This is a genomic window from Aestuariivivens sp. NBU2969 (genome assembly GCF_019931125.1).
In the GTDB taxonomy this organism is placed as follows: domain Bacteria; phylum Bacteroidota; class Bacteroidia; order Flavobacteriales; family Flavobacteriaceae; genus Aestuariivivens; species Aestuariivivens marinum.
In genome coordinates this window covers 1-15,378 of sequence record NZ_JAIOUU010000001.1, presented here as the reverse complement: position 1 = coordinate 15,378, position 15,378 = coordinate 1, and the positions used below count along the sequence as shown (strand labels likewise).

Here is a 15,378-nt window from a genome sequence, read left to right as displayed (position 1 = left end):
AATGCTTTCAAGCAATATTTTATCTTTGCTAGCTTAAATAGTACATGACATATGAAGATTTCTTATAACTGGTTAAAACAATTTATTAAAACCAATTGGTCACCAGAACAAATAAGTGAATTATTGACCGATTTAGGATTAGAGGTAGAAGGCATTGAAAGTTATCAATCGGTTAAAGGTGGACTGAAAGGTGTGGTAATTGGCGAGGTGCTTAACTGCGAAAAACATCCCAATGCAGATAAATTAAAAGTAACTACAGTTGATATTGGTGGCGAGCAATCACTACAGATCATTTGTGGTGCTCCCAACGTAGCCAAAGGTCAAAAAGTACCTGTTGCCACTATTGGAACCATCCTATATACCGAAACAGGTGAATCTTGGACCATAAAGAAAGGAAAAATAAGAGGCAAGGAAAGTCATGGGATGATTTGTGCTGAAGATGAACTCGGTTTGGGCAAGTCGCATGACGGCATTATGGTACTCGATCCTAAATTAAAACCGGGAACTCCAGCAGCAGATGTTTTTAAAATTGAAAATGACAGTGTATTTGAAATTGGTTTAACTCCTAATCGTGCCGATGCCATGAGTCATTTGGGTGTTGCACGCGACCTAAAAGCTGGCTTTCTACAAAAAGATATTAATCTAGAACTCATAACCCCTTCTGTAAGTGCTTTTCATACAGACAATCGTACGTTAAAAATTGATATCGATGTTATTAATAAAGATTTGGCGCCTCGTTACTGTGGAGTTACCATTTCTGGATTAGAAGTTAAAGATTCCCCAGAATGGTTACAGCATCGTTTAAAAGCCATTGGATTAAGCCCTATAAACAATATTGTAGATGCCACAAATTATGTTCTACATGAGTTGGGGCAGCCACTTCATGCCTTTGATGCACTTAAAGTAACTGGAAACAAGATTGAAGTAAAAACTTTAAAAAGCGGGACTAAATTTACAACTTTGGACGGTGTAGAGCGTGAGCTTCATGAGGACGATTTAATGATTTGTGATGCTAACAAACCAATGTGTATTGCTGGTGTTTTTGGAGGTATAGACTCTGGGGTAACCGAAAGCACGACGAGCATATTCCTTGAAAGTGCTTATTTTAATCCCGTAAGCATACGAAAAACAGCTAAACGCCACGGATTAAATACTGATGCTTCATTCCGATTTGAACGTGGTATTGATCCAAACATTACAGAGTATGCCCTAAAGCGTGCTACACTTTTAATACAGGATATTGCAGGCGGTGAAATTACTAGTGATATTGCTGATATATATCCCAATAAAGTTAAAGATTTTGAGATCCGTTTGAGTTTTGATAACGCTAAAAAGCTTATTGGTGAAGAAATCCCTAGGGAAATTATCAAACGCATACTTACGTCTCTAGAAATAAAGGTAAATAATGTAACCGAAACTGGTTTGGGACTAACCGTACCAGCCTATAGAAATGATGTACAGCGTGAAGCCGATATCATAGAGGAAATTTTACGAGTGTATGGTTACAACAATATCAATATAACCACAAAACTTAATGCATCGATTTCTAATACCTCACGTTTTGAAGATTATAAAGTTCAAGATGTTATAGGGGACTTATTAGCATCACAAGGGTTTTTCGAAATCCTTTCTAATTCTCTTACCACACCTAATTATACTGTATTAAGTGAAGAGTTAAAAGATGAAAATAATGTTGCAATATTAAACCCCTTAAGTAATGATTTATCCGTATTAAGACAATCATTATTGTTTTCGGGTTTGGAAGCGGTTTCCCATAACATTAACAGAAAGCGAAATGATCTAAAACTTTTTGAGTTTGGGAAAACCTATCATCAACTTGATGATGAAAGGAATGAATTAAAGCATTTAAGTCTATTAGTTACAGGAAGTAGAAACTCGGAAAACTGGCATGCTGTCCAAGGCAAAAGCGACTTCTTCTTTTTGAAAGGCATTATTAGTTCTGTTTTAGAACGGCTTGGCATTTCTAGATACATGGAAGCACCCATCTCTAATGATTTATTTGGAGAAGGCTTAACTATTAATCAAGGTAAAATCAAATTAGTTGATTTTGGATTGGTTAAAAAATCCATTTTAAAAGCTTTTGACATTTCACAAGATGTCTTCTATGCTGATTTTAATTGGGATGCTATTCTTGAATTGGTAAAACGAAATATGATCACTTTTAAACCCATATCCAAATATCCACAAGTAAGGCGTGATTTCGCCTTGCTTCTAGATGAACATATCTCATTTTCAGACATCTATAGAATTGCCAAGCAAAGTGAAAGGCAGTTATTAAAAGACGTGAATCTTTTTGATGTGTATCAAGGAAAAAATTTACCTAAGGGCAAAAAGAGTTATGCGGTTAGTTTCACACTACAGGACGACAACAAAACCTTAACCGATAAACAAATTGATAAGATTATGGATAAGCTTCAAACTAATTTTGAAAAACAGCTTGGGGCTGAATTGCGATAGTTTAAGTAAATTTACAATAAAATTTTTGTTGTTCCATTTATTCCGTATATTTAATACACTATATTAAATTTTTGCATAGATGAGAGATTCGAATTACACAAAAATTTTCACAGGAAGTTTAGTCATTACACAGCACATTATACAAGAATTAGAAGAAAATGGGATTAATGCTATAGTTAAGGATGAAACCGAATCGGCTCGTCTTGGAGGTTTTGGAGGGGGAATTGTCCCAGGTTTTCAAGAAATTTTTGTAAATAATGATGAACTTGATGAAGCTATAACCATTGTTGAAAAAATAAAAGCAGAAATGGCTGAAGATTAATTCTATTTCACATTTCTGCTTTTTATATTATTCAATAACTGCTAAACTGTTACTGAATACATTTTTTCTCGTAATTCCTTAATCTTTTTATCCTGCATGTACTCATCAAATGTTGTATAACGATCTATAACACCGTTTGGTGTCAATTCCACTACCCTATTGGCAACCGTTTGTGCAAACTCATGATCATGGGTGGTAAACAATACAGTACCCTTAAAGTTTTTTAGCGAGTTGTTAAATGCCGTAATACTTTCTAAATCTAGGTGGTTTGTGGGTTCGTCTAACATTAATACATTCGCCCTTAACATCATCATTCTACTCAACATACAACGTACTTTTTCACCACCAGAAAGCACGTTCGATTTTTTTAGAGCTTCTTCACCACTAAAAATCATCTTACCTAAAAATCCACGAATATACACTTCTTCACGTTCCTCATCGGTTTTAGCCCATTGACGCAACCAATCTACCAACGTAAGGTTATTATTGAAGAACAAATTGTTATCCAAGGGTAAATACGATTGTGTCGTGGTTATACCCCAGGCAAATTTACCGGAATCAGCTTTTTCATTATTGTTTAAAATTTGATAAAATGATGTAGTCGCTCTAGAATCTCTTGAAAATACAACCACCTTATCACCTTTGGCCAAGTTTAAATCGATGTCTTTAAACAAGACCTCACCATCTATTGAGGCCGAAAGGCCTTCTATATTCAATATTTGGTCTCCAGCTTCCCGTTCTCGCTCAAAAATAATGGCTGGATAACGACGACTGGTTGGCCTTATGTCTTCAATATTAAGTTTATCAATCATTTTTTTTCTACTGGTAGCCTGCTTACTTTTAGCCACATTTGCTGAAAATCGTCTAATAAATTCTTCCAATTCCTTCTTCTTTTCTTCAGCCTTTTTATTTTGTTGGGCTCGTTGTTTTGCAGCTAGTTGCGAAGACTCATACCAGAAAGAATAATTTCCAGAATAGTGATTAATTTTCCCAAAATCAATATCAGATACGTGTGTACAAACGGCATCTAAAAAGTGACGATCGTGAGATACTACAATAACACAGTTATCGTAATTCGCCAAGAAGTTTTCCAACCACGAAATGGTTTCGTAATCCAAATCGTTGGTAGGCTCATCCATAATCAACACATCTGGATTACCAAACAACGCCTGTGCCAACAATACACGAACTTTTTGTTTTCCGTCTAAGTCGGCCATCATAGTGTAGTGAAGTTCTTCCTTTATACCTAGGTTAGACAATAATGCTGCAGCATCACTATCGGCATTCCAACCGTTCATTTCTTCAAATTGAACTTGTAATTCCCCTATTCTATCAGCATTCTCATCAGAATAATTTGCATACAAAGCATCTATTTCAGTCTTAATTTTAAACAATGGCTTGTTGCCCATTAAAACCGTTTCCAAAACAGTATGCCCATCATATAGATTATGATTTTGTTCAAGCACAGACATACGCTTACCGGACTCTAATGACACATATCCTGAGGTAGGCTCCATTTTTCCTGACAAAATCTTTAAAAAAGTAGATTTTCCAGAACCATTTGCTCCAATGATACCATAGCAATTACCATTATTGAAAGTGATATTAACCTCATCAAAAAGAACACGTTTTCCAAATTGGACCGAAAGATTAGAAACTGATAACATAACGTTTATTAAAAATTTTTGCAAAAGTAGAAAATTTTCAATGGTTAGAAGAACTGTATACAACTATATTTTTAATAACTGAAATTAAGAGGCTTATAACAAAAACAAGATTTAACAGGCTATTAACAGGACATTATAATTACAAGATATATTTTTGTTGGTGTATTTGGGTGTTAACACCTAAAATAAAGAGAAAGGGATTTATGAAATTTTACATTGGAATCTTAATATTTACAATTACGCTTTTTGGATGTAAAAAAAGCACGAAATCACAAGATAGTAATTATGCCTATTTTGGAGGACAGATTATAAATCCGAAATGCAATTTCATTGTACTCTCAAAATCCGAAAAAATTTTAGATACCATATTATTGGATGGCAATTACAAGTTCACTTATAAAATAAACAACTTAGAAGCCGGTTTTTATACCTTTCGCCATGCCGATGAATTTCAAATGGTGTTTTTGGAACCTCTAGACAGTATTATGTTTAGATTAAATACTTTGGACTTTGACGAATCACTTGTATATACTGGTTCAGGAGCTAAAAAAAACAACTACCTCGTTAATGAGTTCTTGCAAAATGAAATTGATGATAAAAATTTGTATCAATATTGCCAATTGAAACCTGCAAAATTTGAGCATCAAGTTGATTCCATTAAAGACCAAAAGAATAAAGAATTAGCTGAGTTTAAAGAAAAATACGAAACCTCTACGTTCTTCAATGACGTTGCAAGAGCAAACATTAATTACAATTATTATTTTAAAAAGGAAATATATCCATTGTATCATTATACCAAGAGTAAATCTGAATTAATGGAGTCGCTACCAGAAGGGTTTTACTCTTATAGAAAGTCGATTAACCACAACGATTCCCTTTTAAAAGATCTTTTTACTTACCAGTCATTTCTACGCACTAGTATTAGCAATTTAGCACTTAGAACTCATTTAAATCATTCTGAAGACGATAACCATGTATGTTATACATTAGATAAATTAAAGTTTATTGATAGCTTAATTGACAATACAAGTATAAAAAACGACTTACTTTACTATTACACTGCTAGGTTTTTAGCTAAAAATAAAAATGAAAAGCATAGTGAAACTATCATTGAATCTTATTTAGCTAAAAGTAACGATGATGAAAAAAAGAAAATGATAAAACAACATGCATTAGCCATAAAAAATCTAAAGTCGGGAAATTATCTACCAAACGTTACTATTAAGGATTATCAAAACAATGAAAACAACCTAAACTCTAAAATACAAACCCCAACCGTTATTTGTTTTTGGTCCCTTTCAGCTTATGGTCATTTTAAAGACAGCCATAATAAAATAAAGGAATTGGAAATTAAATATCCTGAGGTTACTTTTATGAGAATTAATATTGATAACTATAATACAGAAACTATAAAAAAAGCTCTTAAACGAAGTCATTTAACACTGGAAAATGAATACCTATTCACAAATCCAGAAACAGCTAGGGAAATGCTTGCTGTTTACCCTATGATCAAAACGTTTATAGTTGATAGGCACAAAAAGATTGTAAATAGTAACTCCAATATTTTTGATCGTGATTTTGAAGAGGAGCTTCTAGGTGCTATTAACAGGTAAATTTTAAAATAATATCCTAAAAAAATCCACTTCTAGAACAGAAACTAGAAGCGGATTTTTTATAACTAAGAAAACCTTTATTGGTTACCTTTTTTATAATCTTCCAAAAACTTAGCCAATCCAATGTCAGTTAAAGGATGCTTTAACAAACCTTCAATAGAACTTAATGGCCCCGTCATAACATCAGCTCCTAATTTTGCACAATCTATAACGTGCATGGTATGACGTACAGATGCAGCCAGTATCTCAGTGTCAAAACCATAGTTATCAAAAATCTGTCGTATCTCTGCAATGAGGTTTAAACCATCAGTAGAAATATCATCCAAACGCCCAATAAATGGAGATACGTAAGTTGCACCTGCTTTTGCCGCCAATAATGCCTGCCCTGGTGAAAACACTAAAGTAACATTGGTTTTTACGCCCTTTTCTGAAAAATATTTACAAGCTTTAACCCCATCTTTTATCATAGGTAATTTAATAACAATTTGATCGTGCAATTCTGCCAAGGCTTCTCCTTCTCGTATCATACCCTCAAAATCGGTAGAGATTACTTCTGCACTTACATCACCATCCACAATATTGCAGATATCAACATAATGTTTCATAATATTATCATGTCCTGTAATGCCCTCTTTAGCCATTAAGGAAGGATTGGTAGTAACGCCATCTAAAATACCCATATCTTGGGCTTCTTTTATTTGACTTAAGTTAGCCGTGTCTATAAAAAACTTCATTGATGTTATTGTTTAGTTGAAACTATAAATTTTTGGCGAATTTACAATTTTAAGACACTAAGGCAGTGATTTTTAATTAAAATATATCAACAAATTTAAAAGTTAAACTTAGTAAATCGCTTGTTTTACCTATTATTGTTGAATTCTAACCGAATACCTTTGTGATGTGGTTTCTTTACACAAGCCATCACAATCATTTAAAGTACTTTCGCAATTTTCAAAATAATCATTGGCTTGCTCAACACTTAAACGTACTGTAAAATTAAACCTTCCCGGTTCTAAAGGGAACCCTTGAATAATTACAGAACGATAGTCAATTATATATTCCAGTCCTCTGGGTAAATCACCTTCAATAGAAAAGTAATAATAGTAACTATCATCCCTAGGTTCATTTTTAATTTCAGCCTTTATTTCTTCAAAAAAATATTGGTCGACTTGACCGGTTGCCAACATTCTATCAGGTAATTCAGGGTGTCTGTTAATGACACATTCCAAAATATCCTGACAACTAGTTACAAAAATTAAGATCAATATAACCGACAAATACTTTAAGCTTTTGTTCATATAGACTATTTTTTTTAAACAGAAAACAAATAGTATACCAAAACCTAAAGTTTATAATGGTTCATCAACAGTTTTTCATAAATGGTATCTGGTAGTATGCGTTTTAAAACAATGGATACCTTTTGCATAAACTCCCCAACTTTATAATGCACTTTAGGGGATTTCGTTCGAATCACCTTAAAAATGGCCATTGCCATTAGGTTGGGATCACTCCCCGAATCAACATGGGCATTCATTAAATTTAATGTCTTGCCATAAACGTCTTTATATGGCGAATCTGTCTTTAAAGCCGCATGATAACGTCCCGCTGCTATATTGGTAGCAAAATCACCTGGAGCCACATTGGTCATGTGCACATTAAACGGTTTTAATTCCATTCTAAATGCTTCGGTAATAAGCTCCAATGCCCCTTTACTTGCACTATAAACACCTCGAAACGGAAGTCCCATATAGCCAGCAATAGAGGTGATATTAATGATTAAACCAGATTGTTGCAGCCGCATGTGTGGCAATACTGCTTTGATAACATTTATAGGACCAAAAAAATTAGTTTCAAAATTGGCTTTAATCTCTTTTTCGGGTATTTCTTCAATAGGTCCCGTAATACCTGCGCCGGCATTATTAACCAGTACATCCAATCTACCTTCTTTTTCAATAATGGTTTTTACCGTATTATTAATAGTTTCAACAGCCTTTACATCCATTTTTAACAAAGGCAATCTGCTTTCCGGATAACGTTCAGGATATCTACTGGTACCATAAACTACAAAACCCTTTTCAATTAAAAACTCCCCTACAGATTTTCCGATGCCTGAAGATCCTCCAGTTATTAAAACTATTTTATCCATTTTATAAGTTAAATTCCAATTAAAAAAATACACAAACCATACTGGACGTTAAAGTTCACAAAGTGAAAGTAAAAATTTTTAAAACCAAATCTAAATTTAGTGCATAAAAAAAGGCAAGCTACCTACATCACACCGCTACAACCGTATACCTTTGCTGCGTTCCCGCCCTGGAGGATTCAACAGGAGCTGGTTGTGTAGGACTTGCCGGGTGCAAAGATACAATCTTTTAAAATTTTCACAATGATTTTTTAAACCGATTTTAAATAAATATCTTGCTTAAAATTTAAAAAAACAATGCAGGTTTTCAAATATCTAAGTATCATATTCTTAAGCACAACTCTTATATCCTGTGGCTCAAATACCAAGCAAAGAAAAAGCGACTTTAGTTTAAGCACCAACGCTAAAAAGGGTAATATTTTCCTGAATGAAACACTTGAAATTAAACTAAAGAACAAAAAAAATCATATTATCGATTCTGTTTGTTTTATAATGGACGGCCAAAAAATTGAAGAGTCCACACCACTTACTGATATTAAACTGGGAAAACACAACATTGAAGCCACTGTATATTACAATAATGAAAAACAGGTAGCCTCTACCTCAATCACCATATTGAATAACGAGGCTCCAAAAATATATACCTATAACATTGTAAATGAATATCCGCACGATATCACGTCCTATACTCAAGGCCTTGAGTTTTTTAATGGCAACTTATATGAAAGCACTGGGCAGTATAAGGAATCCCAATTACGTCAAATAGACTATAAAACTGGTAACATCATTAAAAATATGGATTTGGCCGACGAGTATTTTGGGGAAGGCCTCACCATTTTAGATGATAAAATTTACCAACTCACGTGGCGTGAAGGCACTGGTTTTGTTTATGATGTAAATACCTTCGATAAAATAAGTAGCTTTAAATATGGTAACAGTAAGGAAGGTTGGGGACTTTGCAATAACGACACCACCATTTACAAGAGTGATGGCACCGAAAATATTTGGTTGCTGGATTCCAACACCCTTGTTGAACAAAGCTACATACAGGTATATACCAACAAGGGAAAAATAGTGGGTATAAACGAAATGGAATGGATTAATGGGAAAATATATGCTAATCGCTACCAAAAAGATGGCGTAGCTATAATAAACCCAAACAATGGTGCTGTTATTGGGGTGATTGATTTTTCATCACTAAAAGAAAAAGTCACTCAGCATCAAAAGTTGGATGTATTGAATGGCATTGCCTATAACCCAGAAACCAATACCATTTTTGTCACAGGAAAACGTTGGGACAAACTCTTTGAGGTAGAAATTGTGGAGAATTAAACTGGTTTTACTTATTGTTTACTAAATATTATCCGTAAAATATCAGTGCGTAAATATATTATGAGTTGAGGGTAATTAGAGCATGGACAACATTTCAATAGACAGATTTGAGAATAAACCAGAATTTACTTCTGATTTAGCTGATTTTGATAATTCTAAAACAAAATTGTATATCTGTGCGGAGTAAAAAAATCGAAAGCTATTAAATGAACTGAATATTGAAAAACTAAAAAAGAAATCAGCACAACTTTGTTTATAGTTGATTCTAAATTTTCCATCCTAAAGTCCGTTCAAATTTACTACCTTGGATTTGCCGATTCAAAATCCTAAGAGATTTTCACGCAATAAAACCAAAACCTAACCTTATAATAACCATCAACCAAAACATGAATCAATTGAAAAACAATAGGATCAAATCACTAGATATACTAAAAGGAATGGTTATCATATTCATGGCGCTGGATCATACACGTGACTATTTTCATGTCAACTCCTTTATTTTTGACCCAGCTGATCCCGAAAAAAGTAATTACATATTATTTTTTACTCGGTGGATTACCCATTTTTGTGCTCCTGCATTTAGCTTCCTAGCTGGAATCTCTGCTTATTTAGTAGGCAGAAAAAAAACTAAGGCACAGTTATCCTATTTCCTTTTAAAACGTGGTATTTGGTTAGTATTTATAGAATTTACTATTGTTCATATAGGATGGAGTTTTAATTTACAATTTGAATCCATGGGCTTATTAGTAATCTGGTCATTAGGCATAAGCATGATCTTTTTAGCTGCAGTCATACATCTTTCAATGAAAAACATTTTGGCAATAAGCCTAATCATCATTTTTGGTCATAATATATTGGATAACATACACTTTGAAGGCAACATGCTTTGGTCTATCTTCCATGAAAGAGGTTATTACACTCTGTTTAACTACATACAATTGCGTATAGTTTACCCAATAATACCGTGGATTGGAGTAATGTCCTTGGGCTATTACTTCGGAAAATTCTATAATAAAGATGTTTTACCCAAATACCGTCAAAAAATATTGACTCAAATAGGTATTGGGGCTATTATAGGTTTTTTTATTATAAGAGGTATAAATCTGTATGGTAATTCCCGTCCTTGGCTTGAGTATGAGCTTTTTGAAGCAACTTTTATCTCTTTTTTGGATCCTTCAAAATATCCTCCTTCATTATCCTATTTATTAATGACATTGGGACCGTCATTAGTTTTTCTGGGCCAATCTGAGAGTTTAAAAGGACGCATTGTAAACTTTTGCTCCACTTTTGGTAAAGTCCCCTTTTTTATTTATATCCTACACATATACGTGATACACTTTTTTGCCACAATTATTGCTGAGTTTACAGGTTATGGATTCAATACCATGATATTGAAAGGATTTGTCTCCACAAACAAACAACTCATAGGTTATGGTGTAAATCTAGGATGGGTATATGTTATTTGGTTTGGTATAATATTATTGCTCTACCCTAGCTGTCTTTGGTTTGGCCGATATAAGCTGAATAATAAAAAATGGTGGTTGAGCTACCTTTAACATAAGCCATTGCTTAAAAAGATAATTGTAATTTAGTGTTTAGAAAAAGTAAAAAAATATTAAAAACTTAATATCAACCCTGTTTATCCTATTCACTCTAAATAAGCTTTAGTCAAAACAAAGAAGATTTTGAAAATTATGAATGGTTTCAGGCATAATATGTAAAACTTAAACCTGTAAAATCCACTTTAGCAAGACACAATTGCTACAAAATTATTTACTTTAAGGCAAATGAAATATCTGGCAGACTGGCGCTTACTTTTGAATCTGATATAGGTTAATGGGACCAATTAGATATTTACATATAAAAGACCGTCCTAAATAAGTTATTACAATGTTGAAATCGAATTGAAATGGTGCAATGGTGTTGTTAAATTAGCTGATTGCTAAGGCAAAGACAAAAAGAAATAATAGACAAATCAATGACTGTATTTTAAATAAAAAAAGCTTATTAAAATGCGAAACATACAGAAATAAATGAGCAGAATACCTAGAAAATAAAGGGCAATTTTAACTGATTCAAATTAAAAACCAAATAGACTATAATCACATAAAATTTGATTGTCTATCATAGACATTACAATGGATAAATATCAAGAAACATTCAATACCTGGAATAGCATTACCAAAGACTACGAAATCAAGTTTATGGATTTAAACGTGTATGACCATACCTATGATTACATATGTAAAACCATTACCAAAACCAAAGCCAAAATACTGGACGTTGGTTGTGGCCCTGGAAATATCTCAAAATACCTATTATCCAAAAGACCAGATTTTGACATTTTTGGTATAGACATAGCTCCTAATATGGTTGAATTGGCCAAAAAGAATAATCCATTGGCAACCTTTTCCGTTATGGACAGTAGGGACATTACTAACTTCAGCATATTGTTTGATGGTGTTATAAGTGGATTCTGTATACCCTATTTATCGCAAAAAGAATGTAATGTATTTATTTCCAGTACATACAATTTACTAAATACTAATGGATTAATCTATTTAAGTTTTGTTGAAGGTGAACCCAATGAATCTAATTTTAAGAGCAATAATGCTGGTAGGGTCTTTTTTTATTTTCATAAGTTGATGGATTTAAAGCATCAACTTAAAAAAGCTAGGTTTAGCAACATAAAAACGTTTAAAGTAGAGTACAAAACATCTGGAACCAAATTTGAAACACATACTATAGTAATAGCTCGTAAATTTTAATTGACTACTGACTAGCCTTACTATTTGTTAATCATTTTTTAACGAATGAAAAAATTCACTATTTTTAAGTATAGATCATTACCATTTCTATTAACGAGAGACAAATAGGATTTAATTTAAATTTTCTTAAATGAAAAGAATAATCTGTTTAATAACATTTTTAGGTTGTTTCATTTCATGTAACCAAGCAAAACAACATAAAACTGAAAAGATCATTGAAAAAAATTTGAATTTAGCAAATAGTCTTATGGAATTATGGGAGTCGGGAGATACAACAAAATCTAAGGCCATTTTTCATAAAGATTGCGAATATATAGACATTCCAAACCATTACATATTTAAAGGTATTGATGGCGTTAATAAATATGTAAGGCATGTCCATAATTGGGGATCTAATATAGACATGGAAATTAGAAATATCAATATTTCTGAAAAAATAGGCTATGCCGAGTGGACATTCAAAGCACTTCAATCAAGTCCAATAACAGGCAGAATTCCAGTTGCAACTAATAAGAAAATTAGTATAAAAGGGGTTACAGTGCTTGAATTTAATAATGGTAAAATTCAAAAAGCAACCGACTATATGGATGTCTTGGGATTTGTACTCCAATTAGGTTCTAATATTGAACTTCCAGGAGGAATTACTATTGGAAAAGAAAATAACGACTAATTTTTAATATGACTTTTCATAAAACCTGTCCACTATTTTTTGATAACTTTTAATTGTTTTTTTACACCAATCCAAGCGTTTTTTCAACAATTCCGCTTCACTCAATTGCCAGTTAATATTGGTTTGTTTTAGCTTAGTTGTAGCATGCTGCAAAATAATGGCCGCCGATACCGAGATGTTTAAGCTTTCGGTAAACCCAACCATGGGAATCTTTAAAAAACAATCGGCAGTATTAAAAACAGCATCCGATAAGCCTTCGGTTTCCCTTCCAAAGAAAAAGCATGATTTTTTGGTGACATCAAAATCATTCAAATCACAATCATTAGCATGGGGTGTGGTTGCTACAATTTGATAACCTCTTTGTTTTAAATCCTTAATACAATCATTTACCGAATTGTACCGGTTAATGTCTACCCATTTTTGGGCACCCATGGCAATTTCACGATCAATCCGTTTAGTATTTACTTCCTCAATAATGTTAACTTCCTGTATTCCAAATACATCACAACTACGCATCACTGCACTTGTATTGTGTAGTTGGTAAACATCTTCAATAGCCACTGTAAAATGCTTGGTGCGTTGTGATAAAACGTTTTGGAATTTAGTTTTTCGAGAATTGGTTAAATACGATTCTAAATGGTAAAGCAGGTCAATATCAATCATGCTACAAAGTTAAGAAAGTAAAAAATCTTTCATTTTTTTGAATGCAATGCAATCCTGTTTCCTTCACTATCAATAAAAGCACCCATATACCCGTGCTCTGGTGAGATTAGTGTTTTAGGTTGGTATATCTCACCACCGGCGGTAACCACTCTATCCAACTCGTTTTGCACATTATCACTTAAAAAATAGATAAGTACCCCTTTCTTACTTGGTATATAAGAATCTTGCTTAATTAAAGTACCTTGGGCACCATGAACCTCACCCCTATCTGGAAACCATCCCATTAATAGCCCTCCAAAATCATGGATATTAATTTCAACATTAAAAACAGTTTCATAAAATTGTTTGGCACGGTCCATATTATTAACAGGTATCTCAAACCAACCTACCATATTATTATTCATAATATTACGTGTTTAATTGATGTGTTTTTAAATTTACAAAAACTAAGGCAATCGTAATTTATTTTTTCAACAAAAAAACAACCACAAAGTATTGCATATTGGCATTTAATAACTATTTTTGCACCCAATTTCGAATCAACCTCTGGCGAAAATCGTGAATGTTGTTTCGAATCAAACATTTAAAAATAAAGATATGGAATCTTTAGTAAAATTTGTTCAAGACGAATTTGTAACAAAAAAAGACCTGCCAGAGTTCGGTGCTGGTGACACAATTACAGTTTATTACGAAATTAAAGAGGGAAACAAAACTCGTACACAGTTTTTTAGAGGAACTGTTATCCAAAGAAGAGGTTCTGGTGCATCAGAAACTTTTACTATTAGAAAAATGTCTGGTTCAATTGGAGTAGAACGTATTTTTCCAATTAATTTGCCTGCTTTACAAAAAATTGAAGTTAACAAACGTGGTAAAGTCCGTAGAGCTCGTATTTTCTACTTTAGAGGACTTACTGGTAAAAAAGCAAGAATTAAAGAGCGTAGACACTAATATTTTACTAGCTACAGCACATTATAAAAGAGTCTTGAAAAATCAAGGCTCTTTTTTTATTAACCATTGTTAATAACCTTGGTTGATAAGCAGTTGATATTTAGCAAGATAAAAAATTTGCGAATTTAAATTCTTAATTTATCTTAGCATAAGAATCAATGACAAACTCGTTTGGTTTCATATAAAAAAATGAATTTACAGGGGTTCTGTTTTAAAGTAACGTTCTTTAAATTTAATTGTTTTTTGAGGTTGGATGCGCCATGTGTATGCGTGTGTTAGCAGAGCGCCATGATACTACAAAAAGTCCCAAGTGCGAAAGCAAATGGCAACTCGTGTAGTTGAAAGTCCAAAAAAACAGTAGTACTGTTTTAAGGGCAATGCTTGGGGGCTATTCAAACGTGAAAGCGAATGTATCGTTAAACAAGCATCAAGAAAAACAATTAACCGGGAGCATTTCGAGTAATAGGTCAATACATTTTGAAAATTACACAAATGCTTCATTGAAATAACAGCACTTGAATTGAAAAGATTTGATGAAAATTTGAATCGATTTTGGTAGCAATACCAAACAGGTCAATGAAAGTTATTTCAAAGAAAGCCATGTCAAAGTAGTAAATTCTACCATGATATGGCTTTTGTGTTTTTATGAATTTATTTCATGTTTATTAACGATTGCTTAGTTGGGATCAAGTCCAAAATCTGGGTTTTTACCATTTTAAGAATATAATTTAATCAAGCGATATAAGAAGTATTCCGTATTCCTGACTCCCCTAA

At 33.0% G+C, this 15,378-nt stretch carries 14 protein-coding genes and 1 other RNA gene; 8 read left to right on the top strand and 7 right to left on the bottom strand.

Annotation, left to right across the window (positions count from 1 at the left end; translation table 11 throughout):
* The first annotated feature begins 51 nt into the window (after positions 1-51).
* Positions 52-2,478 carry a phenylalanine--tRNA ligase subunit beta gene (gene pheT / locus K7G79_RS00075; RefSeq protein WP_223547983.1) on the top strand — a complete coding sequence of 809 codons (2,427 nt, stop codon included), beginning with the start codon at positions 52-54 and terminating at the stop codon, positions 2,476-2,478.
* A 79-nt stretch (positions 2,479-2,557) separates the two neighbouring features.
* Complete coding sequence (locus K7G79_RS00070; RefSeq protein WP_223547982.1) at positions 2,558-2,800, top strand: putative signal transducing protein; 243 nt, start codon at positions 2,558-2,560, stop codon at positions 2,798-2,800.
* Between the two features lie 41 nt (positions 2,801-2,841).
* Here K7G79_RS00070 and K7G79_RS00065 read toward each other — a convergent pair whose 3' ends face one another.
* Entirely contained in the window at positions 2,842-4,467 is a 1,626-nt protein-coding gene (locus K7G79_RS00065) for an ABC-F family ATP-binding cassette domain-containing protein (RefSeq protein ID WP_223548555.1), read from the bottom strand.
* Between the two features lie 203 nt (positions 4,468-4,670).
* On the opposite strand from K7G79_RS00065, the gene K7G79_RS00060 reads away from it, so the two are divergent.
* Positions 4,671-6,080, top strand: coding sequence for a hypothetical protein (locus K7G79_RS00060; protein ID WP_223547980.1), 1,410 nt, complete (start codon positions 4,671-4,673; stop codon positions 6,078-6,080).
* A 77-nt stretch (positions 6,081-6,157) separates the two neighbouring features.
* On the opposite strand, the gene fsa is transcribed toward K7G79_RS00060, so the two are convergent.
* From fsa to ffs, 4 genes are all read right to left on the bottom strand, one after another.
* A complete protein-coding gene (gene fsa, locus K7G79_RS00055) occupies positions 6,158-6,814 on the bottom strand; it encodes a fructose-6-phosphate aldolase (RefSeq protein WP_223547978.1) in 657 nt (218 codons plus the stop codon).
* A gap of 132 nt (positions 6,815-6,946) precedes the next feature.
* On the bottom strand, positions 6,947-7,378 hold the full coding sequence (locus tag K7G79_RS00050; protein ID WP_223547976.1) for a hypothetical protein: 432 nt from the start codon (positions 7,376-7,378) through the stop codon (positions 6,947-6,949).
* 44 nt (positions 7,379-7,422) lie between these two features.
* A complete protein-coding gene (locus tag K7G79_RS00045) occupies positions 7,423-8,226 on the bottom strand; it encodes an SDR family oxidoreductase (protein ID WP_223547974.1) in 804 nt (267 codons plus the stop codon).
* A 108-nt stretch (positions 8,227-8,334) separates the two neighbouring features.
* Positions 8,335-8,433, bottom strand: an RNA gene (gene ffs / locus K7G79_RS00040) — signal recognition particle sRNA small type.
* Positions 8,434-8,520: 87 nt separating this feature from the next.
* Here ffs and K7G79_RS00035 point away from each other — a divergent pair.
* The 4 genes from K7G79_RS00035 to K7G79_RS00020 all read left to right on the top strand — a co-directional run bounded on the left by K7G79_RS00035 (position 8,521) and on the right by K7G79_RS00020 (position 12,993).
* The gene (locus tag K7G79_RS00035; RefSeq protein ID WP_223547972.1) at positions 8,521-9,555 is read left to right on the top strand and encodes a glutaminyl-peptide cyclotransferase; all 1,035 of its coding nucleotides are present in this window, start codon (positions 8,521-8,523) and stop codon (positions 9,553-9,555) included.
* Positions 9,556-9,941: 386 nt separating this feature from the next.
* The gene (locus K7G79_RS00030) at positions 9,942-11,111 is read left to right on the top strand and encodes a DUF1624 domain-containing protein (RefSeq protein WP_223547970.1); all 1,170 of its coding nucleotides are present in this window, start codon (positions 9,942-9,944) and stop codon (positions 11,109-11,111) included.
* A gap of 582 nt (positions 11,112-11,693) precedes the next feature.
* Positions 11,694-12,323, top strand: coding sequence for a class I SAM-dependent methyltransferase (locus K7G79_RS00025; protein ID WP_223547968.1), 630 nt, complete (start codon positions 11,694-11,696; stop codon positions 12,321-12,323).
* A gap of 130 nt (positions 12,324-12,453) precedes the next feature.
* Positions 12,454-12,993, top strand: a complete 540-nt coding sequence (locus K7G79_RS00020; RefSeq protein WP_223547966.1) for a nuclear transport factor 2 family protein — start codon at positions 12,454-12,456, stop codon at positions 12,991-12,993.
* A gap of 3 nt (positions 12,994-12,996) precedes the next feature.
* Here K7G79_RS00020 and K7G79_RS00015 read toward each other — a convergent pair whose 3' ends face one another.
* Both K7G79_RS00015 and K7G79_RS00010 read right to left on the bottom strand, forming a co-directional pair.
* Positions 12,997-13,656 carry an RNA methyltransferase gene (locus tag K7G79_RS00015; RefSeq protein ID WP_223547964.1) on the bottom strand — a complete coding sequence of 220 codons (660 nt, stop codon included), beginning with the start codon at positions 13,654-13,656 and terminating at the stop codon, positions 12,997-12,999.
* Between the two features lie 29 nt (positions 13,657-13,685).
* A complete protein-coding gene (locus tag K7G79_RS00010; RefSeq protein ID WP_223547962.1) occupies positions 13,686-14,060 on the bottom strand; it encodes a VOC family protein in 375 nt (124 codons plus the stop codon).
* A 193-nt stretch (positions 14,061-14,253) separates the two neighbouring features.
* Here K7G79_RS00010 and rplS point away from each other — a divergent pair, with 193 nt between their 5' ends.
* Positions 14,254-14,604 (top strand): 50S ribosomal protein L19, encoded by a 351-nt coding sequence (gene rplS / locus K7G79_RS00005; protein WP_223547960.1) that lies wholly within the window; start codon positions 14,254-14,256, stop codon positions 14,602-14,604.
* Positions 14,605-15,378: the final 774 nt, after the last annotated feature.

What these genes read in the sequence shown, in the direction of transcription:
- K7G79_RS00010 (WP_223547962.1), bottom strand. Translation starts at nt 14,060, where the DNA reads ATGAATAATAATATGGTAGGTTGGTTTGAGATACCTGTTAATAATATG.
- K7G79_RS00015 (WP_223547964.1), bottom strand. Translation starts at nt 13,656, where the DNA reads ATGATTGATATTGACCTGCTTTACCATTTAGAATCGTATTTAACCAAT.
- K7G79_RS00030 (WP_223547970.1), top strand. Translation starts at nt 9,942, where the DNA reads ATGAATCAATTGAAAAACAATAGGATCAAATCACTAGATATACTAAAA.
- K7G79_RS00045 (WP_223547974.1), bottom strand. Translation starts at nt 8,226, where the DNA reads ATGGATAAAATAGTTTTAATAACTGGAGGATCTTCAGGCATCGGAAAA.
- K7G79_RS00025 (WP_223547968.1), top strand. Translation starts at nt 11,694, where the DNA reads ATGGATAAATATCAAGAAACATTCAATACCTGGAATAGCATTACCAAA.
- fsa (WP_223547978.1), bottom strand. Translation starts at nt 6,814, where the DNA reads ATGAAGTTTTTTATAGACACGGCTAACTTAAGTCAAATAAAAGAAGCC.
- rplS (WP_223547960.1), top strand. Translation starts at nt 14,254, where the DNA reads ATGGAATCTTTAGTAAAATTTGTTCAAGACGAATTTGTAACAAAAAAA.
- K7G79_RS00035 (WP_223547972.1), top strand. Translation starts at nt 8,521, where the DNA reads ATGCAGGTTTTCAAATATCTAAGTATCATATTCTTAAGCACAACTCTT.
- pheT (WP_223547983.1), top strand. Translation starts at nt 52, where the DNA reads ATGAAGATTTCTTATAACTGGTTAAAACAATTTATTAAAACCAATTGG.
- K7G79_RS00020 (WP_223547966.1), top strand. Translation starts at nt 12,454, where the DNA reads ATGAAAAGAATAATCTGTTTAATAACATTTTTAGGTTGTTTCATTTCA.
- K7G79_RS00070 (WP_223547982.1), top strand. Translation starts at nt 2,558, where the DNA reads ATGAGAGATTCGAATTACACAAAAATTTTCACAGGAAGTTTAGTCATT.
- K7G79_RS00050 (WP_223547976.1), bottom strand. Translation starts at nt 7,378, where the DNA reads ATGAACAAAAGCTTAAAGTATTTGTCGGTTATATTGATCTTAATTTTT.
- K7G79_RS00065 (WP_223548555.1), bottom strand. Translation starts at nt 4,467, where the DNA reads ATGTTATCAGTTTCTAATCTTTCGGTCCAATTTGGAAAACGTGTTCTT.
- K7G79_RS00060 (WP_223547980.1), top strand. Translation starts at nt 4,671, where the DNA reads ATGAAATTTTACATTGGAATCTTAATATTTACAATTACGCTTTTTGGA.